The sequence below is a fragment of the Streptomyces plumbidurans genome (genome assembly GCF_019857225.1).
GTDB lineage: Bacteria > Actinomycetota > Actinomycetes > Streptomycetales > Streptomycetaceae > Streptomyces > Streptomyces plumbidurans.
This window is the reverse complement of record NZ_JAFJSY010000026.1, coordinates 1-24,869: the sequence shown is the minus strand read 5'-3', so window position 1 is coordinate 24,869 and position 24,869 is coordinate 1. Positions and strand designations below refer to the sequence as shown.

The 24,869-nt window shown below is 70.7% G+C and carries 21 protein-coding genes; 3 read left to right on the top strand and 18 right to left on the bottom strand.

All coding sequences use genetic code 11. From position 1 onward, the window contains the following. Nucleotides 1-13: 13 nt before the first annotated feature. The 15 genes from JYK17_RS18810 to pgsA all read right to left on the bottom strand — a co-directional run bounded on the left by JYK17_RS18810 (nt 14) and on the right by pgsA (nt 15,822). On the bottom strand, nt 14-2,596 hold the full coding sequence (locus tag JYK17_RS18810; protein ID WP_128803592.1) for a RelA/SpoT family protein: 2,583 nt from the start codon (nt 2,594-2,596) through the stop codon (nt 14-16). Between the two features lie 730 nt (nt 2,597-3,326). Then, nucleotides 3,327-3,866 carry an adenine phosphoribosyltransferase gene (locus JYK17_RS18805; RefSeq protein WP_108011435.1) on the bottom strand — a complete coding sequence of 180 codons (540 nt, stop codon included), beginning with the start codon at nt 3,864-3,866 and terminating at the stop codon, nt 3,327-3,329. Continuing rightward, nucleotides 3,863-5,017: a protein translocase subunit SecF gene (gene secF, locus JYK17_RS18800; protein ID WP_108011438.1), complete on the bottom strand. Its 1,155-nt coding sequence runs from the start codon at nt 5,015-5,017 to the stop codon at nt 3,863-3,865. The genes JYK17_RS18805 and secF overlap by 4 nt, the downstream gene beginning before the upstream one ends. 1 nt (nt 5,018) lies before the next feature. Then, on the bottom strand, nt 5,019-6,785 hold the full coding sequence (secD, locus tag JYK17_RS18795; RefSeq protein WP_108011441.1) for a protein translocase subunit SecD: 1,767 nt from the start codon (nt 6,783-6,785) through the stop codon (nt 5,019-5,021). Nucleotides 6,786-6,917: 132 nt separating this feature from the next. After that, complete coding sequence (gene yajC / locus JYK17_RS18790; protein WP_108011443.1) at nt 6,918-7,457, bottom strand: preprotein translocase subunit YajC; 540 nt, start codon at nt 7,455-7,457, stop codon at nt 6,918-6,920. 176 nt (nt 7,458-7,633) lie between these two features. Next, the gene (ruvB, locus tag JYK17_RS18785) at nt 7,634-8,704 is read right to left on the bottom strand and encodes a Holliday junction branch migration DNA helicase RuvB (RefSeq protein WP_108011446.1); all 1,071 of its coding nucleotides are present in this window, start codon (nt 8,702-8,704) and stop codon (nt 7,634-7,636) included. Nucleotides 8,705-8,734: 30 nt separating this feature from the next. Continuing rightward, nucleotides 8,735-9,340, bottom strand: coding sequence for a Holliday junction branch migration protein RuvA (gene ruvA, locus JYK17_RS18780; protein WP_108011449.1), 606 nt, complete (start codon nt 9,338-9,340; stop codon nt 8,735-8,737). Beyond that, a complete protein-coding gene (gene ruvC, locus JYK17_RS18775; protein ID WP_108011452.1) occupies nt 9,337-9,885 on the bottom strand; it encodes a crossover junction endodeoxyribonuclease RuvC in 549 nt (182 codons plus the stop codon). Before ruvC ends, ruvA begins: the two co-directional genes overlap by 4 nt. Before the next feature lie 122 nt (nt 9,886-10,007). Next, a complete protein-coding gene (locus JYK17_RS18770) occupies nt 10,008-10,760 on the bottom strand; it encodes a YebC/PmpR family DNA-binding transcriptional regulator (protein WP_108011455.1) in 753 nt (250 codons plus the stop codon). A 49-nt stretch (nt 10,761-10,809) separates the two neighbouring features. Continuing rightward, nucleotides 10,810-11,421, bottom strand: a complete 612-nt coding sequence (pdxT, locus tag JYK17_RS18765) for a pyridoxal 5'-phosphate synthase glutaminase subunit PdxT (protein WP_128803591.1) — start codon at nt 11,419-11,421, stop codon at nt 10,810-10,812. Nucleotides 11,422-11,430: 9 nt separating this feature from the next. Continuing rightward, nucleotides 11,431-12,342, bottom strand: coding sequence for a pyridoxal 5'-phosphate synthase lyase subunit PdxS (gene pdxS, locus JYK17_RS18760; RefSeq protein ID WP_108011461.1), 912 nt, complete (start codon nt 12,340-12,342; stop codon nt 11,431-11,433). A 108-nt stretch (nt 12,343-12,450) separates the two neighbouring features. Continuing rightward, a complete protein-coding gene (locus JYK17_RS18755) occupies nt 12,451-12,996 on the bottom strand; it encodes a LemA family protein (protein ID WP_108011464.1) in 546 nt (181 codons plus the stop codon). A gap of 53 nt (nt 12,997-13,049) precedes the next feature. Continuing rightward, on the bottom strand, nt 13,050-14,225 hold the full coding sequence (locus tag JYK17_RS18750; RefSeq protein WP_108011467.1) for a glycosyltransferase family 4 protein: 1,176 nt from the start codon (nt 14,223-14,225) through the stop codon (nt 13,050-13,052). Further along, a complete protein-coding gene (locus tag JYK17_RS18745) occupies nt 14,222-15,148 on the bottom strand; it encodes a phosphatidylinositol mannoside acyltransferase (protein ID WP_108011470.1) in 927 nt (308 codons plus the stop codon). The genes JYK17_RS18750 and JYK17_RS18745 overlap by 4 nt, the downstream gene beginning before the upstream one ends. After that, entirely contained in the window at nt 15,145-15,822 is a 678-nt protein-coding gene (gene pgsA / locus JYK17_RS18740; protein ID WP_108011473.1) for a phosphatidylinositol phosphate synthase, read from the bottom strand. Before pgsA ends, JYK17_RS18745 begins: the two co-directional genes overlap by 4 nt. Nucleotides 15,823-16,097: 275 nt before the next feature. On the opposite strand from pgsA, the gene JYK17_RS18735 reads away from it, so the two are divergent. Beyond that, nucleotides 16,098-18,296, top strand: a complete 2,199-nt coding sequence (locus tag JYK17_RS18735; protein WP_128803590.1) for an elongation factor G-like protein EF-G2 — start codon at nt 16,098-16,100, stop codon at nt 18,294-18,296. 343 nt (nt 18,297-18,639) lie between these two features. Beyond that, nucleotides 18,640-20,301 carry an AbeC-like domain-containing protein gene (locus tag JYK17_RS18730; protein WP_108011479.1) on the top strand — a complete coding sequence of 554 codons (1,662 nt, stop codon included), beginning with the start codon at nt 18,640-18,642 and terminating at the stop codon, nt 20,299-20,301. Nucleotides 20,302-20,347: 46 nt separating this feature from the next. Here the strand turns inward: JYK17_RS18730 and JYK17_RS18725 are convergent, their stop codons facing one another. Next, complete coding sequence (locus JYK17_RS18725) at nt 20,348-20,908, bottom strand: HIT family protein (protein ID WP_108011482.1); 561 nt, start codon at nt 20,906-20,908, stop codon at nt 20,348-20,350. Nucleotides 20,909-20,975: 67 nt separating this feature from the next. Between JYK17_RS18725 and JYK17_RS18720 the strand changes: the two genes are divergently transcribed. Beyond that, on the top strand, nt 20,976-21,614 hold the full coding sequence (locus tag JYK17_RS18720; RefSeq protein ID WP_222810857.1) for a potassium channel family protein: 639 nt from the start codon (nt 20,976-20,978) through the stop codon (nt 21,612-21,614). Nucleotides 21,615-21,679: 65 nt separating this feature from the next. Here JYK17_RS18720 and thrS read toward each other — a convergent pair whose 3' ends face one another. Together thrS and JYK17_RS18710 are read right to left on the bottom strand one after the other, a co-directional pair. After that, the gene (thrS, locus tag JYK17_RS18715; RefSeq protein ID WP_128803589.1) at nt 21,680-23,656 is read right to left on the bottom strand and encodes a threonine--tRNA ligase; all 1,977 of its coding nucleotides are present in this window, start codon (nt 23,654-23,656) and stop codon (nt 21,680-21,682) included. Between the two features lie 137 nt (nt 23,657-23,793). Further along, nucleotides 23,794-24,869, bottom strand: a 1,076-nt coding sequence (locus tag JYK17_RS18710; protein ID WP_222810856.1) for a serine/threonine-protein kinase, incomplete at its 5' end; no start/stop codon positions are given.

Below are 24,869 nucleotides of genomic sequence, written 5' to 3'. Positions count from 1 at the left end.
CGTACGACCGTCCCTACGACCTGCTGCGTGCTGACGTCACGCGGTAGACGTCGTAGACGCCCTCCACGCCCCGGACCGCCTTCAGGACGTGTCCGAGGTGCTTCGGGTCGCCCATCTCGAAGGTGAAGCGGGAGGTGGCCACGCGGTCGCGGGAGGTCTGGACGGCCGCGGAGAGGATGTTGACGTGCTGGTCGGACAGGACGCGGGTGACGTCCGACAGCAGCCGGGAGCGGTCAAGCGCCTCGACCTGGATGGCGACCAGGAAGACCGAGGACTGGGTGGGCGCCCACTCGACCTCGAGGATGCGCTCGGGCTCACGGGAGAGCGAATCCACGTTCACGCAGTCGCTGCGGTGAACCGATACGCCGCTGCCGCGCGTGACGAAACCGATGATGGGATCGCCCGGGACCGGCGTGCAGCACCGGGCCAGCTTGACCCACACGTCCTCGACGCCCTTGACGATGACGCCCGGGTCGGCGCTGGAGCGGCGCTTGCGGCTGCGGCTGCGGGTCGGTGGGACCGACTCGTCGATCTCCTCGCTGGCCGCCTCCTCGCCGCCGAGCGCCTGCACCAGCTTCTGCACGATGTTCTGCGCCGATACATGGCCCTCGCCGATCGCCGCGTACAGCGCCGAGATGTCGGCGTAGCGCATCTCGTGGGCGAGCGTGACGAGCGAGTCGCCGGTCAGGATGCGCTGGATCGGCAGGTTCTGCTTGCGCATCGCCCGGACGATGGCGTCCTTGCCCTGCTCGATCGCCTCGTCGCGGCGCTCCTTGGAGAACCAGGCCCGGATCTTGTTGCGGGCCCGCGGCGACTTGACGAAGCCGAGCCAGTCGCGCGAGGGGCCCGCGCCGGCCGCCTTGGAGGTGAAGACCTCCACCAGGTCGCCGTTGTCCAGGGTGGATTCGAGCGGTACGAGACGGCCGTTGACCCGCGCTCCTATGGTCCGGTGGCCGACCTCGGTGTGGACCGCGTAGGCGAAGTCGACGGGAGTGGCACCGGCTGGCAGCGCGATGACGTCGCCCTTGGGCGTGAAGACGAAGACCTCGTTGCGCGACAGGTCGAAGCGCAGGGACTCCAGGAACTCGCCCGGGTCCTCGGTCTCCTTCTGCCAGTCGAGCAACTGGCGCAGCCACGCCATGTCGTTGAGGTGGTCGTCCTTGCCCTTTCCGGCCTTCGGCACGTCGGTACGCACCTTGGAGGCGCCGGCGACGGCCTCCTGCTTGTACTTCCAGTGCGCGGCGATGCCGTACTCGGCGCGGCGGTGCATGTCGAAGGTGCGGATCTGCAGCTCGACCGGCTTGCCGTTGGGGCCGATGACCGTCGTGTGCAGCGACTGGTACATGTTGAACTTGGGCATCGCGATGTAGTCCTTGAACCGGCCGGGGACCGGGTTCCATCGCGCGTGCACGGTGCCGAGGGCGGCGTAGCAGTCGCGGACCGTGTCGACGAGGACGCGGATGCCCACCAGGTCGTAGATCTCCGCGAAGTCACGGCCGCGGACGATCATCTTCTGGTAGACGCTGTAGTAGTGCTTCGGGCGGCCGGTGACGGTCGCCTTGATGCGGGCGGCCCGCAGGTCCTGCTGGACCTCGTCGGTCACTATGGCCAGGTACTCGTCGCGCTTCGGTGCCCGCTCGGCCACCAGCCGTACGATCTCGTCGTACATCTTGGGGTAGAGGATCGCGAAGGCGAGGTCCTCCAGCTCCCACTTGATGGTGTTCATGCCCAGGCGGTGGGCGAGCGGCGCGTAGATCTCCAGGGTCTCGCGCGCCTTCTTCTCCTGCTTCTCGCGCTTGAGGTAGCGCATGGTGCGCATGTTGTGCAGGCGGTCGGCGAGCTTGATAACCAGGACGCGCGGGTCCTTGGCCATGGCGACGACCATCTTGCGCACGGTCTCGGCCTGCGCGGCCTCGCCGAACTTGACCTTGTCCAGCTTGGTGACGCCGTCGACGAGCAGGGCGACCGAGTCGCCGAAGTCGCGGCGCAGCTGGTCGAGGCCGTACTCGGTGTCCTCCACGGTGTCGTGCAGCAGACCCGCCATCAGGGTGGCCGGATCCATGCCCAGCTCGGCGAGGATGGTGGTGACGGCGAGCGGGTGCGTGATGTACGGGTCGCCGCTCTTGCGCTTCTGGCCGCGGTGCCAGCGCTCGGCGACCTGGTAGGCCTGCTCTATCTGGCGCAGCGTCGCCGTCTCGATCTTCGGGTCGTTGCTGCGCACTATCCGCAGCAGTGGCTCGAGGACCGGGTTGTACGGGTTGGAGCGCTGGACGCCGAGACGGGCGAGACGGGCTCGGACACGGTTGGAGGAGCCGGAGCGGGCGGGCTGGCCGGTGTTCGGGCGGACCGCGGGCTGCGAGGTGGCGCCCGTGGCCGGTACGGAGTCGTCGCCGGTGGGCGCGGACGCGGGGCGCTCGGGCGGAGCGGGCTTGGGGCGCGACTCCTCGGCCGACTTGTCGACGGGGGCGGACTGGGTGTGCTCGACCGTCCCGCGGGTGTCGTTCTTCGCGTGCGGCGCGCTCGGCGCGGGCTTGGCCGCGGCCGCCGAGTCCGACTCGGGCTTGGCGGCGGTCAGGTGCTGGGCCTCGTCTGGCAAGAGGACTCCTCGTGCGCGATCCGGGTCCCCCGGTCAGGCTCCGGAGACCCCATGGTAGCGATCCTGGCCTCCAGGATCGCCTTCAGGCCGATGTGAGGGCCGTCGACCCGAGAAACACGGGGGGCTTTCGCGGGATTCCGGGAGGGGGATTTTCGGGAGATTGCCGGGGGATTGGGGATTCGAGGGGGATGCGGGGGTGTCCGGTGGGTGAGGGGGCTTGCGTGACAGGGGGCTCGCGTGACGGGGGGCTTGCGTGACGGGGCGCCGGATGAGTGCCGGGGGCGGGCGGCATGCGGGTGTTTGGGGAGGGGGGACGCCGGGTGCCGGTGCTTGCGGAAGGGGGCGCCGGGGCTGGTGGGGAGGCGTGCCGGGTGCGGGCGGAGACGGAACGCCGGGTGCCAACGGCAAAGGCGTGCCAAGTGCGGGCCGAGACGGAAGGCCGGGCGCCGACGGCAAAGGCGTGCCAAGGGCGAGCGGAGACGGGTGCCGGTGGGCGGCGCCCGTGGCCGAGGGTCGGGGTTGTCGGGGTGCGGAGGGGGTCGGCTGGCGGACGCAGGTGGTGGGAGGGGTGCTGGGGCTGGCGGCTCGGTGGCCTGGGCCGCCGGTTCGGGTGCGTCGCGGCCGTCGCCCGCAACCGGCGCCGCCGACCGCCCGGCAGTGGTCGTGTCCCGTAACACGTGCGAACGGCCGCTCCCTGTTCGGGGCGGCCGTTCGCGAGGGTGTTCGGGGGTCAGACCACGAGCAGGGACTCCAGGGGGGCGCCGGCGAGGGCGGGTTCCAGGCGGCTGCGGCCGGACAGGAAGCCGAGCTCCATCAGGACCGCGACGCCCGCGACCTCGGCGCCCGCGCGGCGGATCAGCTGGATGGAGGCCTCGGCGGTGCCGCCGGTGGCGAGGACGTCGTCGACGATCAGGATGCGGTCGTCGGCGGAGAGGTCCTCCGCGTGCACCTCGATCTCCGCCGAGCCGTACTCCAGCTCGTACGCCTGGCCGAGCGTGGCCCCGGGGAGCTTGCCCGCCTTGCGTACGGGGATGAAGCCGAGTCCCGCCCGCACGGCGACCGGGGCGCCGAGGATGAACCCGCGCGCCTCGAGGCCCACGATCTTGGTGGCGCCCGTGCGCTCGGCGATCGCGGCGAGCGCGTCCGTGAGCGCCGTGAAGGCCGCCGGGTCCGCCAGGAGCGGGGTGATGTCCTTGAACATCACCCCCGGCTCCGGGTAGTCGGCCACATCACGGATACGGCTGAGCAGCAGCTCCTCGACGCCGGTCATCGGCGCTTCCCCGAGGGCCGCCCACGGCCGCGGTTGCGCGACGAGGGCTGGTTGCGCGCAGTGGACTGGCCGCTGCGGGTCCCGGGCTGATTGCGCGGACCCACCACCGCGGGAGCGGCGTCCTCGGGCTCGTCGTACGCCTCGTCCGCGGTCTCGGGCTCCACCTGCGTGCCCTGGGCCGCGGCCTGCGCCCGCTTGGCGAGCACGCGCTTCCTCAGCGCCTGCATCTGCGGCTCGCGCTCCTTGAGGTCGGCGACGAGCGGCGTGGCGATGAAGATCGAGGAGTACGCACCGGCCGCGAGGCCGACGAACAGCGACAGCGAGATGTCGTTGAGCATGCCCGCGCCGAGGAAGCCGCCGCCGATGAACAGCAGGCCCGCGACCGGCAGCAGCGCCACCACGGTGGTGTTGATGGACCGCACCAGGGTGCCGTTGATCGACCGGTTGGCGACGTCGCTGAAGGTCCACCTGGTCTGCCGGGTGATGTCCTTCGTCTGCTCCTTGAGGCTGTCGAAGACGACGACGGTGTCGTAGAGCGAGTAACCGAGGATCGTCAGCAGACCGATCACCGTGCCCGGCGTGACCTCGAAGCCCACGAGGGCGTAGATGCCGGTGGTGATGGTGATGTCGTGGATCAGTGCGACGAGCGCGGCGAGCGCCATGCGCCACTCGAAGGCGATCGCCAGGTAGATCACCACGAGAACCATGAAGATTCCCAGGCCCTCCCAGGCCTTGTTGGCGATCTGGTCACCCCAGCTCGGCCCGACCAGGTCGGCGTTGATGCTCTCGGAGTCGACCTTCAGTTCCTTGGCGAGCTGCTCCTTGATCGCGTCCGACTTGTCGGTGTCGATACCGGCGATCTGGATGCGCAGGCTGCCGTCACCGAGCTTCTGGACGATCGCGTCGTGACCGGACGCGTCCTCCGCGTACCCCTCGGCGGAGGTGACCGAGGCGGAGACGTGCTTCGGCGTCGTGAAGACGGCACCGCCCTGGAACTCGATGCCCATGTTCAGGCCCCGCACCGCCAAGCCGAGGATGGCCGTGATGGTGATCAGGATCGAGATGCCGTACCAGATCTTGCGGTTGCCGACGAAGTCGTAGCCGACCTCGCCGCGGTGCAGTCGGGCGCCGATGCTGCCGATTTTCGACATCTCACGCCTCCTTCGGGTCGACGGGGGCGTGCGGGCGGCGGGTACGGCGCAACGGGGGTTTGGCTCCCAGGGCCTTCGGATCGAGGCCGGACCACTTGTGACCGTTCGCGAAGAACTTGCGGCGGGCGAGGATGGTCATGAGCGGCTTGGTGAACAGGAAGACCACCACGACGTCGAGCACGGTGGTCAGACCCAGCGTGAACGCGAAGCCCTGGACCTTGCCGACGGTGACGATGAACAGCACGGCGGCGGCGAGGAACGACACGAAGTCGGAGACCAGGATGGTGCGCCGGGCGCGCGGCCAGGCCCGCTCGACGGCCGGACGCAGCGAGCGGCCCTCGCGGATCTCGTCCCGGATGCGTTCGAAGAACACGATGAACGAGTCCGCCGTGATACCGATCGCGACGATGGCACCGCAGACGGCCGGCAGGTTCAGCGCGAAACCGATGGTCGGACCGAGCAGCGACATGATCACGTACGTCAGGATCGCCGAGACCATCAGCGAGGGGATGGCGATGACGGACAGGCCCCGGTAGAAGATCAGCAGGTACAGCACGACCAGCGCGAGGCCGATGGCACCCGCGATCAGGCCGGCGTGCAGCTGCTCGCCGCCGAGCGCGGCGGTCACCGTGGTGACGCTGTCCTCCTTGAAGGACAGCGGCAGGGCGCCGTACGACAGCATGTTGGCGAGGCTCTGGGCCTCTTCCTGGCCGAAGCTGCCGGAGATCTCCGCGTTGCCGCCGGTCAGCGCCTGCTTGACGTACGGGTCGGAGACGACCTCGCCGTCGAGGACGATCGCGAACTGGTTCTGCGGGGACTGATTCTGGGCCAACTTGCCGGTGATGTCGGCGAACTTCTTGGCGCCCTTGCCCGTGAAGTCCATGGTGACGGTCCAGCCGGCGGCGGTCTGCGTGTTGAAGACCGCCTGGGCCTTCTTCACGTCGGTGCCGTCGACCTCGGCGGGGCCGAGGATGTACTTCTGCCACTGCTTCTGCGAGTTCTGGCCGCAGGCGACGGTGGAGTCGGTGGGCTTGGCGCCCTTGCCGGCCGTGGCGCGGACCGACTTCTTGGTGCAGTCCAGGGTGGCGTACTGCGCCTGGAGCTTGCTGGTGCTGTCACTGGCGCTGCTGCTCGCGGACGGCGAGGCGCTGGAGGAGGCCTTCGAGCTCGCGGTGGCGCTCGGCGACGCGTCGGCCTTCAGGCCGTCCGTGACGGGGCGGCCCTGCGAGGTGGCGGTGGCCGACGGGGTGGCGGAGGAGGACGAGGTCGACTTGTCGGTGGCCTTGTCCGAAGCCTTGTCGGTGGCCTTGTCCGAGGCGCTGCTGGAGGCGCTCGGCGACGGGGTGGCCGCGGCGCCGCCGGAGACGTCGGTGGCGAGCACCGGGCGGAAGTACAGCTTGGCGGTGGTGCCCACCTGCTGCCGCGCTTCCTTGGAGTTCGTGCCCTTGGGGATGTTGACGATGATGTTCTTGTTGCCCTGGGTCTGAACCTCGGCCTCCGAGACACCAAGACCATTGACGCGGCGGTTCATGATGTCGACCGCGGTGTCCATGTTGGTCTTGTTGATCGCTGCCTCTTGGCCCGGCTCGGCCACCGCCCGCAGCGTGATGCTCGTGCCGCCGGCCAGGTCGATGCCGAGGCGCGGGGTGTTGTGCCCGGAGGCGAACATTCCCCCTGTGAGCGCCACGATGGCGATCAGAATGAAGCCCAACGGGCGCCACGGCTTGCTCTGGGCGCTCCCGCTCCGGCCCCTCTTAGGTGCTGCCACCTTCTCGTACTCCCTCTCGGGCCGCCGCGCACCGGGTCAGGGGCGGGGCGGCCATGGCATGGTGTCGGGATCCGCTGCGAGCTGGGCGTGTTCCGGCGCGCGCGGTGCTGGACCGCGCGCCCCGGAGCACTCCTACTTCGCTTCGGAGTCGCCGTCGGTCTTCTTCGGCTCTGCGTCCGACTTGGCCTCGGCGCCGGTCTTGGCCTCGGCGGCAGTCTTGGCCTCGGTGCCCGCGGTGTCGTCGGCCGGCTCCTCGGGTGCGTCCTTCTTGCCGAGGTCGACGGACTTGTCGTCGGAGGCGGCGGCAGCTTCGTCGGCGGAGTCGTCGGTCTCGGTGAGGGAGGAGGCGTCGTCCGGGACCAGGTCGGCGTCGGACTTCAGGTCGTGCTCGATGCCGTGCACGATGCGGTTGTACTCGTCGTCGCTGAGCACGGAACCGATGGCGTTCTTCGCGAAGAGGAGCTCGACGCCCGGACCGGCGTCGAGGAGGACCGTGTCCTCGTTGACCTCCTTGACCGTCGCGTACATGCCCCCGATCGTGCGGACGCCGCTGCCGGGCTGCAACTCGTTGCGCATCTGCGCGGCCTGCGCCTGCTTGCGCTTGGCCGAGCGGGTCATGAGGAACATGGCCCCGATGAGCACGATGAACGGGAGGAGCACAGTGATATTCACGGGACGGAAATTTCCTTCGCACGACCGCGATGGGGAGCGGCCTCATGGATGGGGGTATGTATACCGCCGACAACGGCGGCATCGGCGGAGTCTAAGCGAGTCCGCGCGCATGGAACAACGTTCAGCATGGCACCTGGGTTCCTGGCCCGGCCAATGCCCACGCTGTCACAAAGACATCACGTCCCGAACAGGTCCTGTTGTCCGTTTCCCGCAGTGGCCGAGCGGGGCGGGGTGAGGCCGAGGTGCTCCCATGCGGCCGGAGTGGCGACGCGGCCGCGCGGAGTGCGGGCCAGCAGTCCCTCCCGGACGAGGAAGGGCTCGGCGACCTCCTCGACGGTCTCGCGCTCCTCCCCCACCGCGACCGCGAGCGTGGACAGGCCCACGGGGCCGCCGCCGAACAGCTTGAGCAGGGCCTCCAGTACGCCGCGGTCGAGGCGGTCGAGGCCGCGGGCGTCGACCTCGTACACCGCGAGGGCGGCCGCCGCGATCTGTCTGGTGATGAATCCGTCGGCCTTGACCTGCGCGTAGTCGCGCACTCGGCGCAGCAGGCGGTTGGCGATACGGGGTGTGCCGCGGGAGCGGCCCGCGATCTCGGCGGCGCCGTCGGCGTGGATCTCGACGTCGAGGAGGTTCGCGGAGCGGTGGATGACGCGCTCCAGCTCGGCGGGCTCGTAGAACTCCATGTGCGCGGTGAAGCCGAAGCGGTCGCGCAGCGGGGGCGGCAGCAGGCCCGCGCGCGTGGTGGCCCCGACCAGCGTGAACGGGGGCAGTTCGAGCGGGATGGCGGTGGCGCCGGGGCCCTTGCCGACGATGACGTCGACGCGGAAGTCCTCCATCGCCATGTACAGCATCTCCTCGGCGGGGCGGGACATGCGGTGGATCTCGTCGAGGAAGAGGACCTCGCCCTCCTGGAGGGAGGACAGGATCGCGGCCAGGTCGCCGGCGTGCTGGATGGCCGGGCCGCTGGTGATGCGGATCGGGGCGCCCATCTCGGCCGCGATGATCATCGAGAGGGTGGTCTTGCCGAGGCCGGGGGCGCCGGAGAGCAGCACGTGGTCGGCGGTGGCGCCACGCGCGCGTGCCGCCCGCAGCACCAGGTCGAGCTGCTCGCGGACCTTCTCCTGACCGATGAACTCGCCCAGGTCCTTGGGGCGCAGCGCGGCCTCGACGGCCTGGTCCTCACGGTCGGCGGACGCGCCGACGAGCCGCTCGGAGGCGGTGGCGTCGGTCGGGTCGTCCCAGTTCACGAAGGTCTCCTAGCTGGCGTGGCGCAGGGGTCAGCGGGCGCGGTTGAGGGTCTGCAGGGCCGCCTTCAGCAGCTGGCCGACCTGGGGGGTGCCCCCGGCCGCCTCGGCCTGCGGTGCCACGGCGGACACGGCCTCGTCGGCCTCCCGGGTGGCGTATCCGAGGCCGATCAGGGCGGCGTGCAGCTGGTCCCGCCAGCCCGTGCTGACCGGGGCGCCGACCGCGGGGGCGCCGATCGGCTCGCCCAGGCGGTCCTTCAGCTCGAGGAGCAGCTTCTGGGCGCCCTTCTTGCCGATGCCGGGGACGGCGGTGAGGGCCTTCTCGTCGCTGGTGGCGACGGCCCGGCGCAAGGCGTCGGGGCTGTGCACGGCCAGCATCGCCTGCGCGAGGCGGGGGCCGACGCCGCTCGCCGTCTGCAGCAGCTCGAAGACCTGGCGCTCGTCGTCGTCCACGAAGCCGTACAGGGTCAGTGAGTCCTCCCTGACGACCAGGGAGGTGGCCAGCTTGGTCTGCTGGCCCATGCGCAGCCCGGAGAGGGTGTTCGGGGTGCACTGGACCGCGATGCCGATCCCGCCGACCTCGACCACCGCGGAGTCGGGGGCGAGGGCCGCGACCGGGCCGCTGACGAAGGCGATCATGGGGTACGGCCTTTCAACGAGGCGGATGCCTTGGCTGCGTGCAGGGCGACGGCCTGCTGGAGGCGGTTCTGGGCGGGGGCGCGCCAGATGTGGCAGATGGCGAGGGCGAGGGCGTCCGCGGCGTCGGCCGGCTTCGGGGGTGCGTCGAGCCGGAGCAGGCGGGTGACCATGGCGCCGACCTGGGCCTTGTCGGCGCGGCCGCTGCCGGTGACGGCGGCCTTGACCTCGCTCGGGGTGTGCAGGGCGACGGGGATGCCGCGCCGGGCGGCGCACAGGGTGGCCACCGCGCTGGCCTGGGCGGTGCCCATCACGGTGCGGACGTTGTGCTGGCTGAACACCCGCTCCACCGCGACGACTTCGGGGCGGTGCTCGTCCAGCCACTGCTCGATGCCCTGCTCGATGGCGACGAGGCGCAGCCCCAACTCGGCGTCCACGGGCGTGCGTACGACACCGACGTCGACCATGGTGAGCGGCCGGCCCGCGACCCCCTCGACGACGCCCACGCCGCATCGCGTCAGTCCGGGGTCCACCCCGAGTACCCGCACGCGCCCCTCCCCTCGGCGATCTTCGACTTCACGCCAGGCTATCCGCTGCCACCGACAACGGCGGCGGGCCGGTGGGACGTGTCCCATCCGGCCCGCCGGAAACCGTTCGACTCGCGGGAGCGCTACGCGTCGACCTTCTCCATGACCTCGTCGCTGACGTCGAAGTTGGCGAAGACGTTCTGCACGTCGTCGCTGTCCTCGAGCGCGTCGATCAGCTTGAAGATCTTCTTGGCGCCCTCCTCGTCCAGCTCGACCTGCATGGTCGGGACGAAGTTGGCCTCGGCGGAGTCGTAGTCGATGCCGGCCTCCTGCAGGGAGGTGCGGACGGCGACCAGGTCGGTGGCCTCGCTGAGCACCTCGAAGGACTCACCGAGGTCGTTGACCTCCTCGGCGCCCGCGTCCAGGACGGCACCGAGGACGTCGTCCTCGGTCAGCTCGCCCTTGGGGACGATGACGACGCCCTTGCGGTTGAAGAGGTACGACACCGAGCCCGGGTCGGCCATCGAGCCGCCATTGCGGGTCATGGCGACGCGGACGTCGGATGCGGCGCGGTTGCGGTTGTCGGTGAGGCACTCGATCAGCACCGCGACGCCGTTCGGGCCGTAGCCCTCGTACATGATCGTCTCGTAGTCGGCGCCGCCGGCCTCGAGACCGCCGCCACGCTTGATCGCGGAGTCGATGTTCTTGTTCGGGACCGACTGCTTCTTGGCCTTCTGTACGGCGTCGTAGAGCGTCGGGTTGCCTTCGAGGTCGACGCCGCCCATGCGGGCCGCGACCTCGATGTTCTTGATCAGCTTCGCGAAGAGCTTGCCGCGCTTGGCATCGATCACGGCCTTCTTGTGCTTCGTCGTAGCCCATTTAGAGTGGCCGGACATCTGCCTGTCTCCTTCGCGTTACCCAACCAAACAACCAACGACTGAGATCCTACAAGGACTCCGTCGCCCGGTTGCCGCGCACCATGTCGACAAAGAGCGCGTGCACGCGGTGGTCGCCGGTCAGTTCCGGGTGGAACGACGTGGCGAGCGCGTTGCCCTGGCGGACCGCGACGATGTGGCCGCCGTGCTCGGCGAGCACCTCGGCCTCGGCGCCCACGGACTCCACCCAGGGGGCGCGGATGAAGACGCCCTCCACGGGGTCGCCCTCGACGCCCTTGACGTCGACGGCCGCCTCGAAGGACTCGTTCTGGCGTCCGAAGGCGTTGCGGCGCACGATCATGTCGATGCCGCCGACCGTCTCCTGGCCCGAGCGCGGGTCGAGGATCTTGTTCGCGAGCATGATCATGCCCGCGCAGGTGCCGTACACGGGCATTCCGTCGCGCACGCGCGCGCGTAGGGGCTCCATCACGCCGAACAGGACGGCCAGTTTGGAGATGGTGGTGGACTCGCCGCCCGGGATGACGAGGCCGTCGATGTCGGCGAGCTCCTCGGGGCGCCGCACCTGCCTGGCCACGGCGTCGGCCGCGGCCAGGGCAGCGAGGTGCTCCCGTACGTCGCCCTGGAGGGCCAGGACGCCTATGACAGGGGCTTGTGTGCTCATCGGGGGTGCTTACCAGCCGCGCTCGGCGTAGCGCTCGGTCTCGGGGAGGGTGTCGATGTTGATGCCGACCATGGCCTCGCCGAGGTTGCGGGACGCGTCCGCGATGATCTTGGGGTCGTCGTAGAAGGTGGTGGCCTTCACGATGGCGGCGGCGCGCTTGGCCGGGTCGCCGGACTTGAAGATGCCGGAGCCGACGAAGACGCCCTCGGCGCCGAGCTGGCGCATGAGCGCGGCGTCGGCGGGGGTGGCGACGCCGCCGGCGGAGAACAGGACGACCGGGAGCTTGCCCAGCTCGGCGACCTCCTTGACCAGCTCGTACGGGGCGCGCAGCTCCTTGGCGGCGGCGTACAGCTCGTGGTTGTCGTAGCCGCGCAGGCGGGCGATCTCGTTCTTGATCTGGCGCAGGTGGCGGACGGCCTCGACGACGTTGCCGGTGCCGGCCTCGCCCTTGGAGCGGATCATGGCGGCGCCCTCGGCGATACGGCGCAGGGCCTCGCCCAGGTTGGTGGCGCCGCAGACGAAGGGGGTGGTGAAGGCCCACTTGTCGGAGTGGTTGACCTCGTCGGCGGGGGTGAGGACCTCGGACTCGTCGATGTAGTCGACGCCGAGGGACTGCAGTACCTGGGCCTCGACGAAGTGACCGATGCGGGACTTGGCCATGACGGGGATGGAGACGGCGCCGATGATGCCGTCGATCATGTCCGGGTCGGACATCCGGGCCACGCCGCCGTCCTTGCGGATGTCGGCCGGGACCCGCTCCAGGGCCATGACGGCGACGGCGCCCGCGTCTTCGGCGATCTTCGCCTGCTCCGGCGTGACGACGTCCATGATCACGCCACCCTTGAGCTGCTCGGCCATACCGCGCTTCACGCGCGCGGTGCCGGTCTCGGGGGCCTGGTTTTCGGAGAGCGTGCTGGACACGGGTGACCTCACTGAGTGAAAAAGGGGTTTCTGCAATCACCGAGGAAACGTGAGGGGGGCAGTCCACTGCAAGGGCCAATGGAGAGGCGGTGGATCGTTTTGGGGGCGCTAAGCGGCAGCCCGCTCCGCCAGCGCCGACGGAGGCTCGTCGTCCATTTCGAAGGACATGGGGAAGGCGGCGTGGCCGGCGAGGTGGAACCAGCGGACCTTGCGGTGGCCGCGGAGGCGGCGGGCCGCGCCCACCGCGTCGTTGTAGAAGCGGCGGGCCATCGGGACGCGGCGTACCGCCTCGGTCAGCTCGCGGGCCGCCTCGTCCCCGCCGGGTGCGTCGCGCACCGCGTCCACCTGCTGGGCCTCCGCGAACACGGCGCGCAGGGCCTGGCTCAGCTCGCTCTCCGCGACCTCCCGCTGCTCCTCCTCGGCCTGCCGCGCCCCGTGCGCGGCCTCGTACAGGACGATCGAGGCGGCCGGGTCCAGGACGCCCGAGGTGGCGACCTCCTGCGCCACGGAGGCCCTGCGCAGCAGTTGCGCGTCGAGCGCCGCGCGGGCGGCGTCGATCCTGGCGTGCAGCCGGTCGAGCCGGCCCGCCGTCCAGCTCAGGTACAGGCCGATCGCGGCGAGGACGACGAGGGTCCAGATCAGGGTGGGTGTCACGGGGGCACACGTTACCGCTGCGCCCCCGCGCCGCCGCGGTCAGCTGCGGCGGCTCAGTCCCGCGCCAGCCGCAGCCGCGCCCGCAGCCCCGGGCCCGCGCCCCGCTCGTCGTCCGCGGCCGCCACCGCCGCCGCGCCCGCCGTGACCGTCTCGTACACCGACAGGATGTCCGCGCCGACGGTCGACCAGTCGAAGCGCCGTACGTGCACGCTCCCCCGCTCGCGCAGCTCGGCCCGGCGCCCCGGGTCTCCCAGCAGCCGCAGCGCCCCCTCGGCCAGCGCGTCCGGGTCCTCGTTGGCGAACAGCTCGCCCGCCGCGCCCTGGTCCAGCACCTGTGCGAAGGCGTCCAGGTCGGAGGCCAGGACCGGCGCTCCCGCCGACATCGCCTCGACCAGGATGATCCCGAAGCTCTCGCCGCCGGTGTTGGGCGCCACGTACAGATCGACGCTGCGCAGCAGACGGGCCTTGTCCTCGTCGCTGACCATGCCGAGGAACTCCACCTGGGGGCGCAGTTCGGCGGGCAGCGACTCGACCGCCTCCTCCTCGTCGCCGCGTCCGGCCACCAGGAGCCGGGTGCCGGGCCGCTCGGCGAGGATCTTCGGCAGGGCCTTCATCAGCACCGGCAGGCCCTTGCGGGGCTCGTCGATACGGCCGATGAAGCCGATGGTGCCGCCCTGCCACTCGGGCTTGGGCTCGGCCCGCGCGAAGAAGTCCACGTCGACGCCGTTCGGGATGACCACCGCGTCGCCGCCCAGGTGCTCCACCAGCGTGCGGCGGGCGTACTCGCTCACGGCGATCCGGGCGCTGATCTTCTCCAGGGCCGCCTGGAGGATGGCGTACGCGGCGATCATCGCGCGGGAGCGGGGGTTGGAGGTGTGGAACGTGGCGACGATCGGGCCCTGCGCCGCCCAGCAGGTCAGCAGGCCCAGCGACGGCGAGGTCGGTTCGTGGATGTGGATGACGTCGAACGCGCCGTCGTGCAGCCAGCGGCGCACCCGGGCCGCCGACAGGAAGCCGAAGTTGAGCCGCGCCACCGAGCCGTTGTACGGCACCGGCACCGCGCGTCCGGCCGAGACGACGTACGGCGGCAGTGGTGTGTCGTCGTCGGCGGGGGCCAGCACGGAGACCTCGTGGCCGAGGCGGATGAAGTACGCGGCGAGGTCGCGGATGTGGAACTGGACGCCGCCCGGTACGTCCCAGGAGTACGGGCAGACGATGCCGATCCTCACGGCCGCTCCCCGGCCGCACCGTCGGCTGGTCGCGGCTCGAGGTCCTTGAGCCACAAGCGCTGCAGCATGTGCCAGTCCTCCGGATGGTCGGCGATCCCCGTGGCGAAGGCATCGGCCAGCGCCTGTGTCATGACAGACGTCTTTTCGGCCCGGTTGCCTGTCTCGGGCACCTCGACCGGGGGATGCACGCGGCCCTGCATCACGGGCGAGTCGTCGTACCAGAGCGTGACCGGCAGGAGCAGCGCGCCGGTCTGCTGGGCGAGCAGGGCCGGACCGGCCGGCATACGGGTGGCCTCGCCGAAGAACTGCACCTCGACGCCCGAGGTCGACAGGTCGCGCTCGGCGACCAGGCAGACCAGGCCGCCGTCGCGCAACCGCCGGGCCAGCGTGCCGAAGGCGCTGCCGCCGCTGTGCGGCAGGACCTCCATGCCGAGGCCCTCGCGGTAGGCGACGAAGCGGTCGTAGAGGGTCTCGGGCTTGAGGCGTTCGGCGACCGTGGTGAACGGGGTCTCGAGCGCGGTGGTGACCCAGGCGCCGGCCAGGTCCCAGTTGGCCATGTGGGGCAGCGCCAGGATGACGCCCCGGTCCGAGGCGATGCCGTCGGTCAGGTGGTGGACGTCCTTGGGGTCGAAGCCGTTCTTTATGCGCTCGGCGCTCCAGGCGGGCAGCCGGAAGGACTCCATCCAGTAGCGCAGGTACGAGCGCATGCCCGCGCGCGAGAGCTCGGCGAGCCGCTCGGGGCTCGCATCGGGCAGCACGCGCGCGTAGTTGCTCTCCAGACGCCGTACGCCCTTGCCGCGCTGCTTCCAGGCGAGGTCGGCGATGGTCCGGCCCAGGCGCACGGCGACCGGCTCGGGGAGCTTCTTGACGGTGCCCCAGCCGAGCCCGTACAGCGTGTCCGTCAGCTGGTCGCGGGCGCTCACTTCGCCGCCTCGCTCCCCCGGGAGGCGTTCTCCGGCCGGGCCGCGGCCTCCGCCTCCGCCGACTCGCGTCGCACCGTGACGACCCGCTGGATCAGCGTGATGAGGCTGCCCACGGCGACGATCCACAGGGCGACGGGCAGCAGGTACTGGATGCCCGGCACCCCGAACTTGTGCAGTCCGGCGAACCCGGCCGCGACCAGCGAGATGACCAGGCGCTCGGCGCGCTCGACCAGGCCGTTGACGGCGACCGGCAGGCCGATCGACTCCCCGCGGGCCTTGGTGTACGACACCACCTGGCCGCTGGCCAGGCAGAAGATGGACACCGCGCACAGCACGATGTCGTCGCCGCCCGCCGCGTACCAGAGGGCGAAGCCGCCGAAGATGGCGCCGTCGGCGACCCGGTCGAGCGTGGAGTCCAGGAAGGCGCCCCAGCGGCTGGAGCGGCCCAGCTGGCGCGCCATGTTGCCGTCGACGAGGTCGGAGAAGACGAACAGTGTGATGACGACCGTGCCCCAGAAGAACTCGCCCATGGGGTAGAAGACCAGCGCGCCCGCCATCACGCCGGCGGTACCGATGAGCGTGACCGCGTCGGGGCTGACGCCCCGGCGGATCAGAAACGCGGCGAACGGTGTGAGGACACGCGTGAAGAATGCACGCGCGTACTTGTTCAGCATGGCCTTCCCGACGTTCGGTGTGGCCGGCTCGGCCCCTGCTGGCCACCGGCTGGCCCATCGTAGCCACGCGCGCGCGTGTGCGACGGTCGGGCACCCGGACGCCACTGTCACGGCCTGAAGGCATCCGGGTAACGGCGCGATCGCGTCCGTCGTATGGACGCACCGTGACGGGAGTGGAAAGCTCGAAGAACCGCGGGCGTCGTCGGAGCCGCCACCGCACGCGGCCCGGCACACCCGCGCCCACAGTGACCTCACCGTGCACGGGAGGCAAGGCCATGGGCGACAAGGCAAGCACACACCCCGGAGCCGCCGGCAGGGCTACAGCGGCCGACCACCCCGCGTCCGTACGGAATGTGGTGCTGGTCGGCCACTCCGGATCGGGCAAGACGACGTTGGTGGAGGCTCTCGCGCTGACCGCGGGGGCAGTGAACCGGGCGGGCCGGGTGGAGGACGGCGGCACCGTTTCCGACTACGACGAGATCGAGCACCGGCAGAACCGCTCGGTGCAGCTCTCCCTGGTGCCGGTCGAATGGGACGGCATCAAGGTCAATGTCCTCGACACCCCCGGATACGCCGACTTCGTCGGAGAGCTGAGGGCCGGTCTGCGAGCGGCGGACGCGGCCCTTTTCGTCGTCTCGGCCTCGGACGGCGTGGACGGCACGACGCGCATGGTGTGGGAGGAGTGCGCCGCCGTCGGCATGCCGCGGGCGATCGTGATCACGCATCTGGAATCCGCCCGCGCGGACTTCGAGCAGATGACGCGGGTCTGCGCCGCGGCGTTCGGCGGGGACGACCCCGACGCCGTGCTCCCGCTGTATCTGCCGCTGCACGGACCGCAGGGACCCGACGGGCACGCGCCCGTGACGGGCCTGATCGGACTGCTGTCGCAGAAGCTGTTCGACTACTCCTCCGGGGAGCGCAAGGAGTCCGAGCCGGGCGAGGACCTGCTGCCGCAGATCGCCGACGCCCGCAACCGGCTGATCGAGGGGATCATCTCGGAGAGCGAGGACGAGACCCTCATGGACCGCTATCTGGGCGGCGAGCAGATCGACTTCAAGACGCTGGTGGAGGACCTGGAGCGGGCCGTCGCACGCGGGGTCTTCTTCCCCGTCCTGGCCGCCGCCCCCGCGGCCGAGGGCGCCCGCCAGGGCCTGGGCACGATCGAGCTGCTGGAGCTGGTCACGGGTGGTTTCCCGACGCCGTTCGAGCACCCCACGCCGGGTGTCACCACCGTCGACGGAGAGCCGCGCGAGATCAAGGCCTGCGACACGGACGGCCCGCTGGTCGCCGAGGTCGTCAAGACGTCCTCCGACCCCTATGTCGGGCGCATCTCGCTGGTCCGGGTCTTCTCCGGCACCCTGCGGCCCGACGAGACCGTGCACGTCTCCGGACACGGCATGGCCGACCGCGGGCACGAGGACCACGACGTCGACGAGCGCATCGGGGCGCTGTCCACCCCGTTCGGCAAGACGCAGCGCCCGGTGGCGCACGCGATCGCGGGAGATCTGGTGTGCGTGGCGAAGCTGAGCCGCGCGGAGACCGGCGACACCCTCTCGGCCAAGGACGACCCGCTGCTCATGGAACCGTGGGAGATGCCCGACCCGCTGCTGCCGCTGGCCATCGAGGCGCACAGCAAGGCGGACGAGGACAAGCTCTCGATGGGGCTGTCCCGGCTGGTCGCCGAGGACCCGACCATGCGGCTCGAACAGAACCAGGACACCCATCAGGTGGTGCTGTGGTGTCTGGGCGAGGCTCACGCGGACGTCGCGCTGGAGAGGCTGCGCAGCCGCTACGGCGTCCAGGTCGACGTCGTACCGCACAAGGTGTCCCTGCGGGAGACGTTCGCCGGGAAGTCGGCGGGGCGCGGGCGCCATGTCAAGCAGTCGGGCGGGCACGGCCAGTTCGCGATCTGCGAGATCGAGGTGGAGCCGCTGCCGGGCGGTTCGGGCATCGAGTTCGTGGACAAGGTCGTCGGCGGCGCGGTGCCGCGGCAGTTCATCCCGTCGGTCGAGAAGGGCGTGAAGGCCCAGGCGGCCAAGGGAGTTGCGGCCGGCTACCCGCTCATCGACGTCCGTGTGACGCTGCTGGACGGCAAGGCGCACTCCGTGGACTCCTCGGACGCGGCCTTCCAGACGGCCGGGGCGCTGGCGCTGCGGGAGGCGGCGTCCGACGCGAAGATCCATCTGCTGGAGCCGGTGGCCGAGGTCAGCATCCTGGTCGGCGACGACTACGTGGGCGCGGTGATGAGCGATCTGTCCGGGCGGCGCGGCCGGGTGCTGGGCACGGAACAGACCAGCGGCAACCGGACGTTGGTGCGCGCCGAGGTGCCCGAGATCGAGATCGGGCGCTACGCCGTGGACCTGCGCTCCCTCTCGCACGGCACCGCGCGCTTCAACCGCAGCTACGCACGGCACGAGCCGATGCCGGTCCAGATCGCGGAAAGGATTCGTGAAGAGGCGCGCGACGCCTCGTAGTCGGCGCCGGGCGCGTCCGGGTCGCTCGTGCGGAACGCTCCCCTCCGCGTCGGCGCCGCGAGTAAGCCGGAGGGGCGCGCCGATGCCGGGAGTACGGGCGCTGGGAGGCCCGAAGGGCTGAGCACGGTCGGACTCCCGGCATCGGCTTGAGCGCCCCGGAGGCGAACGAGCAAGAGGAAGGTGCCTTCGGCCGTCCGCCGACGGATGTCAGTGCCTGCAGCTACGCTGATGTCGTGATCAAGTCGGCGCGGATCCGCCGCGTCGGCCTGGCTCAACAGGTGTGCGGGGCAAGGAAGTCGGGAAGAGCCGCAGAGGGCGGTGTCGCGCGGCGATGGGGGCGGGAATGACCGTTGAGAGCGGCTACGGGGACATCTTCGGACCCCAGGTGCCGCGCACGGGCGACGGGGACCAGACGGCGACGTTCGCGCTGGCCTCGGCGTCCTACCGGGACAATCCGGTCGCGGACATCAAGAAGGCCGACAACGAGTGGCATCAGACCACGGTCAAGCCGGGGCTGAAGTGGGGCACGATATTCCGGCCCAACCTCGGTGAGGCGTTCTCCCGGGCGGTGGTCGACCGCATGGTGGGCCCCGGCCGCAAGCCGCTCATCCAGTCCTTCGGCGCCGAGCCGCAGGTCGTCGTCGAGCACGCCCTCGCGGCGAACAACATCCGCAAGGCCAGGGACAATTACCTGTCCGTCGTGATGGTGCTGTGCGGTCTGCTGTTCCTGCCGGGACTGTTCGTGTGGCTGCTGGTCTTCTCGATCCGTACGACCGTGGCCAGGCGCGCGGACAAGCGGGCCGGCGCGCTGGCGACGACGCTGCTGGCGGCGGTGGGCGCGCTCGCGGTGATCTTCCTGATCCGGATGCCCTTCGCCGGCTTCTGGGCGTGGTACGCGCGTGCGTGCGTCGTCATGCCGGTCATCGGCTGGTTCTGGGCGAAGCAGATCTGCGAGCGTACGGCGAAGGACCTGCGCGGGCGCTGGGACAGCCTGCTCGCGGGCAGCAGCGTCGGCGCCAAGGTGCCCGAGGCGGTGCCGACCAGCCCGGGCGAGACCAAGGCGGACCAGCTGCGCCAGTCGCTGGCCAAGCTCGCCGCCGAGCAGCAGTCCAACTCCGTGTTCTACGCCGGGCCCAAGGGCATCCTCGGCATGGGCACCCGCTGGGGCAGCTGGCAGCTCGCGGAGGATCTGGTGCCGGCCGATCCCACGCGCGAGATCCACCCGTTCCGCAGCTGGGACGTCATCCGCGCGATCCACGACCAGCTGCGCATGCTGGAGCGCAACACGCTCAACACCGGCGGCTTCCCGAAGGCCTCCATACGGCACTGGATCGTCACGCCGATCGCGGAGAGCGCGAAGGCGGTGTCCCGTCCCGAGGGCACGGACGTGGAGGCGTTCCAGATCAAGACCCACGCGATACAGGACATCTGCAACAAGCAGCAGTTCGGCGCGGGCGACCGGCACTATCTGGGCGTGCAGTGGACGCTGTGGGACGGCCAGTTGATCATCACGATGATGATCACGGTGACCGTGCTGCACGAGACGCTGCGGATCGAGGTCACCGGACATGCGCTCGGCCCGGTCAACGGCCTGTTCACGGGCAAGCCCGAGGCTCCGACGAAGGAGGTCCAGAAGTCCTTCAAGCCGTGGGAGACCCGCAAGGTGAACCTGCCGCTGGTCAACACCGACGAGGTCGTCCGCCTCGCCGTCCGCGCCCCGATCAGCTGGTACCCGCCGCTGCTGAACTGGCTGGGCGGCACGATAGTCCTGCCCGAGCCGTTCGGCCTGCGGCACGCCTGGGCCGACCAGCCCTGGCGCCACCGCTTCATGGCGGACGACGCCCTGCGGGCCGCCACCCCGGTGCTGCGCGTCGTGCACGCCGCGGCGATACGGGTGCTGGAGGAGAACGGCGTGAACACGGAGCAGTTCGGTTCGAGGTCGGCGTTCCTGTCGACGCAGGTGCAGGACCCCACGCCCCGCAAGGCCGACGTCTACGACGCCTAGGACCCGCGCGGGACACGGTGCCCCCAAGGGTGCCGGTGTCCCGCCGTCACACCGCCGGCCAGGCCTCCGCCAGCATCTTCCGGGTGTCCGCGAGCAGCTGCGGCAGTACGCGCGTGTGCCCGACGACCGGCATGAAGTTCGTGTCGCCGCCCCAGCGCGGGACGATGTGCTGGTGCAGATGGGCCGCGATGCCCGCGCCCGCGACCGTGCCCTGGTTCATGCCGATGTTGAAGCCGTGCGCCCCGGACGCGGTGCGCAGCGCCGTCATCGCCTGCTTGGTCAGCGCGGCGAGTTCGGCGGTCTCCACGTCGGTGAGATCCGTGTAGTCGGCGACATGCCGGTAGGGCACGACCATGAGGTGGCCGCCGTTGTACGGGTAGAGGTTGAGCACGGCGTAGACCTGCTCGCCGCGCCGGACGATGAGCCCGTCCTCGTCGGACTTGGCCGGGATGGAGCAGAAGGGGCAGCCGTCGCCGGCACCCGGGCCGGTGGGCTTGTTCTCGCCCTGGATGTAGGCCATCCGGTGGGGCGTCCACAGACGCTGGAAGGCGTCCTGCGTCCCCACTCCCAACTGCTGCTCCGGCTCACTCGTCATGCCATGCAGCATATGGCGTCGCCCGTTCGCAGCGTGTCGGCGGGGTTGCGCGAGCAGCCCGCCGGGCCAAGCTGGGCCCGTGGACGAAGACAGTGGTGCGGGCCGCTGGGAGCAGCGCACGGAAGTGCCGCTCGCCATGGCGTCGATGGTCTATCTCGCCTCGTACGCGATCCTGGTCCTGGCCCCCGGCCTCCCCGGCCTCTGGCACGACCTCGATCTCGCGCTCCTGCTCGCCGCCTGGGCGCTGTTCGCCGTCGACTACGCGGTCCTCTGGCGGCTGAGCGGGCAGCGGCTGCGCTTCGTCCGGACGCATCTGCTGGACACGGTGGTCCTAGTGCTGCCGCTGCTGCGGCCGCTGCGGGTCGTCAGGCTGTACGAGGCCGTGCAGCGCCGGCACGGCAGACCGAGGCTCGTGCTGCACGCGCGCGTGATGGTGTACGCCGGGCTGTCCACCGTGCTGCTGGGCTTCGCCGGAGCGCTCGCCGTCTTCCAGCAGGAGCGCGGGGCGCCGGACGCGACGATGCGCACCTTCGGCGACGCGGTCTGGTGGACCTGCGCGACCCTCGCCACCGTCGGCTACGGCGACATCGTCCCGGTGACCCCGCTGGGCCGGCTGATCGCGGTCGGGATGATGGGCATCGGTCTCGCCCTCCTCGGCGCGGTCACCGGCACCTTCGCCTCCTGGCTGCTGCAGAGCTTCTCGCGGGACGGCGAATGACGGCCCGCGACATGTGAAGACCCCCGGGGGGCCGAGCCTCCCGGGGGCCTTCGACGAGCCGTGGATCAGACCTGAGTCCGCTCCTCGACGACCTTCACGATCTTGGCGATGGCCTCGTCGACCGGGATGCCGTTCTCCTGCGAACCGTCGCGATAGCGGAAGGAGACCGAGCCGTTCGACATGTCCTCGTCGCCCGCGATGACCATGAAGGGCACCTTCTGCTTCTGGGCGTTGCGGATCTTCTTCTGCATACGGTCCGAGGAAGAGTCGACCTCGACCCGCAGGCCCTGCTTCTTGGCCGCGGCGGCGAACTTCTCCAGGTACTCGACGTGCGCGTCGCCGATCGGGATGCCGACCGCCTGGACGGGCGCGAGCCACGCCGGGAAGGCGCCCGCGTAGTGCTCCAGGAGCACCGCGAAGAACCGCTCGATGGAGCCGAACAGCGCGCGGTGGATCATGACCGGGCGCTGCTTGGAGCCGTCCGGACCCGTGTACTCCAGGTCGAAGCGCTCCGGCAGGTTGAAGTCGAGCTGGATCGTCGACATCTGCCAGGTCCGGCCGATGGCGTCCTTGGTCTGCACGGAGATCTTCGGGCCGTAGAAGGCGGCGCCGCCCGGGTCGGGGACGAGGGGCAGGCCCTGCTTCTCGGCGACCTGGCGCAGCGTCTCGGTCGCCTCCTCCCAGACCTCGTCGGAGCCGACGAACTTCTCCGGGTCCTTGGTGGACAGCTCCAGGTAGAAGTCGGTCAGGCCGTAGTCGCGCAGCAGGCCGAGGACGAAGGTGAGCGTCTTGTCGAGCTCGTCCGACATCTGCTCGCGGGTGCAGTAGATGTGCGCGTCGTCCTGGGTGAAGCCGCGGGCGCGGGTCAGGCCGTGCACGACGCCGGACTTCTCGTACCGGTACACGGTCCCGAACTCGAAGAGGCGCAGCGGCAGTTCGCGGTAGGAGCGGCCGCGCGCGTCGAAGATCAGGTTGTGCATCGGGCAGTTCATGGGCTTGAGGTAGTAGTCCACGCCCTCGTCGAGCTGCATGGGCGGGTACATGCCGTCGGCGTACCAGTCCAGGTGCCCGGACGTCTCGAAGAGCTTCCCCTTCGTCGCGTGCGGGGTGTAGACGAACTCGTAGCCCTCCTCCTCGTGCCGACGGCGCGAGTAGTCCTCCATGACCCGGCGGACGATGCCGCCCTTGGGGTGGAAGACGGCGAGGCCGGAGCCGATCTGCTCCGGGATGGAGAACAGGTCGAGTTCGGAGCCGAGCTTGCGGTGGTCGCGCTTCTCGGCCTCGGCGAGGAAGTCGAGGTGGGCCTTCAGCTCGTCCTTGGAGGGCCAGGCGGTGCCGTAGATGCGCTGGAGCATGGGGTTCTTCTCGCTGCCGCGCCAGTAGGCGGCCGCGTTGCGCATCAGCTTGAACGCCGGGATGTTGCGGGTGGAGGGCAGGTGGGGACCGCGGCAGAGGTCCTTCCAGCACAGCTCGCCGGTCTTGGCGTCGAGGTTGTCGTAGATCGTCAGCTCACCGGAGCCGACCTCGACGTCCGCGCCGTCGTCGTGCGAGGCCGAGCCCTTGAGGCCGATCAGCTCCAGCTTGTACGGCTCGTCGGAGAGCTCCTCGCGGGCTGCCTCGTCGGTCACCACACGGCGGGAGAACTTCTGGCCGCGCTTCTGGATCTCCTGCATCTTCTTCTCGATGGCCTTGAGATCCTCGGGCGTGAACGGCTTCTCGACGTCGAAGTCGTAGTAGAAGCCGTCCTTGACCGGCGGGCCGATGCCCAGCTTGGCCTCGGGGAACAGCTGCTGCACGGCCTGGGCCATCACGTGCGCGGTGGAGTGGCGCAGGATGTTGAGACCGTCCTCGGAGGTGATCTCCACCGGCTCCACGACCTCGCCCTCGGCCGGCACGTAGGCCAGGTCCTTGAGGTCCCCGCCCACGCGCGCGGCGACGATCGAGCGCTCGCCGGCGAAGAGCTCGGCGGCCGTAGTGCCCGTCGTCACCACGCGCTCTTCCCGCTCGGAATCGCGTTGGATGATCACACGGACGTCTGACACCGGTCTCTCCTGACTGCAGGTGGGGTGCGGCGCCATACCAGGAGCGCGCGCAATAGGGGATCGTACCGACCCCGACCCGCCGACCGCGAAACGGTCGCCTCTGGTGAACATCGCTCCGGGTTCGGTCGCAGTCGTCCTCAGTCGCAGTCGTCCCCGCTGCACGCCTCCTCGAAGAAGTCGAGGTTCTCCTGCAGCGACTTCATCAGCCGGTCCCGCTCGGCCTCCTCCACCTGTACCGGCGCGACCCCGCAGGCCCCGGTCAGTCGCCGGAAGCCGCCCCGGGACTCCAGCTGCCCGTGCAGCCGCACCGGCAGCCCCACGAGGTGGGCGTGACCGGCGATGCGGTAGTCCTCCTCGTCGAGGGTGATCCGCACGTGCGGGATCTCGGCCCCGGCGATCACCCGCAGCCGAACGCTGCCCTCGCCGCGCGGGCCCGGCCTGCGCATCCGCACCACGGTGCCGGTGATCCGGACGGGCACGGACGGCTCGTCGCGCAGATAGCGGGCCCCCGCCTCGCGCAGCGCGGGCAGGTCGCCGGGCGAGAACTCCACCGGCTCGACCCCCGCCGCGCAGTCCGCGGGCACTCCGGCGGCCGGCGCCCAGTCGACCCCGATCCTGGCTCCCTCGGTGCCGCGCACGAGGGCGATCAGCGCTTCGGTGAGTTCGCGGCTCACGCCCGCCTCGACGGCGCCGTCGAAGGCGTCCATGCCGCCCGTTGCGCGTTGGTAGTCGACGGCCTCGCGGGCGGCGTACAGCGCCTGATGGAGCCGTACGGCGAGCGTCCGTCCCGTGTCCAGCGGTACGAAGGCGGTGAGCCGGCCGTCCCCGGCGGCCGGCCCCACCAGCACGTTCTCCAGCATCGCGGCGGCGGACCGGCGGTGCCGGGCGCCGTAGTAACCGGCACGCGCGCGCGTGGCGAGCGCGCCCGCGAGCAGCATCTGGCGGGCGGCGGTGCGCAGTTGCTCTTCCACGTTCCAGGGCGCGGAGGCGGCGGGCCCGCTCGGGGCCTGACGCCACCAGCGGATCTCGTCGCTGGGCACGGCGAGCGCGACCAGCACCTCGCGCGCGGACGGGGTGCCGCTGCGGGCCAGTGCGAGCAGCGCCTCGCCCAGCAGGTCGTCGCTGTCGGGGAAGGCGCGGCTCTCGGGCACGAGCAGGCTGGTCCCGCCGCCTCCGGGGCCGGGCGGCGTCCAGCGGCCGTAGCGTCCGGCCG